The organism is Halalkalibacter flavus, from assembly GCF_036663575.1.
Lineage (GTDB): Bacteria > Bacillota > Bacilli > Bacillales > Bacillaceae_D > Halalkalibacter > Halalkalibacter flavus.
Map to the genome: position 1 here is coordinate 1 of NZ_JAWRVK010000261.1, position 266 is coordinate 266.

At 40.2% G+C, this 266-nt stretch carries 1 protein-coding gene; it reads right to left on the bottom strand.

The window, feature by feature from the left end:
- Positions 1-54: 54 nt before the first annotated feature.
- Positions 55-266: oligopeptide/dipeptide ABC transporter ATP-binding protein (locus SAY88_RS25150; RefSeq protein ID WP_332635158.1), on the bottom strand; the 212-nt coding region annotated here is incomplete at its 5' end.

Below are 266 nucleotides of genomic sequence, written 5' to 3' on the forward strand. Positions count from 1 at the left end.
GGTAGAGTATCAATCTCTCATGTTGCAAAGAAGATTCCAAGACCTCTTCAATGATTATTCCAATTTAACAAAGCAGGCAACCGTTCTATCATTGTCTATTTTTTCTAAAGGAGGTTCTTCTTTGCACTTTTCTATGGCATAGGGACATCTTGCCCGAAATCTGCACCCCTGATAAACATCGAGAGCTAGAGGCTCGTTGATTCGAATTTTCTTCTCTCTGTGAAGGTTTTCTGGGTCTGGCTCTGAAATTGCATCAATCAAAGCTT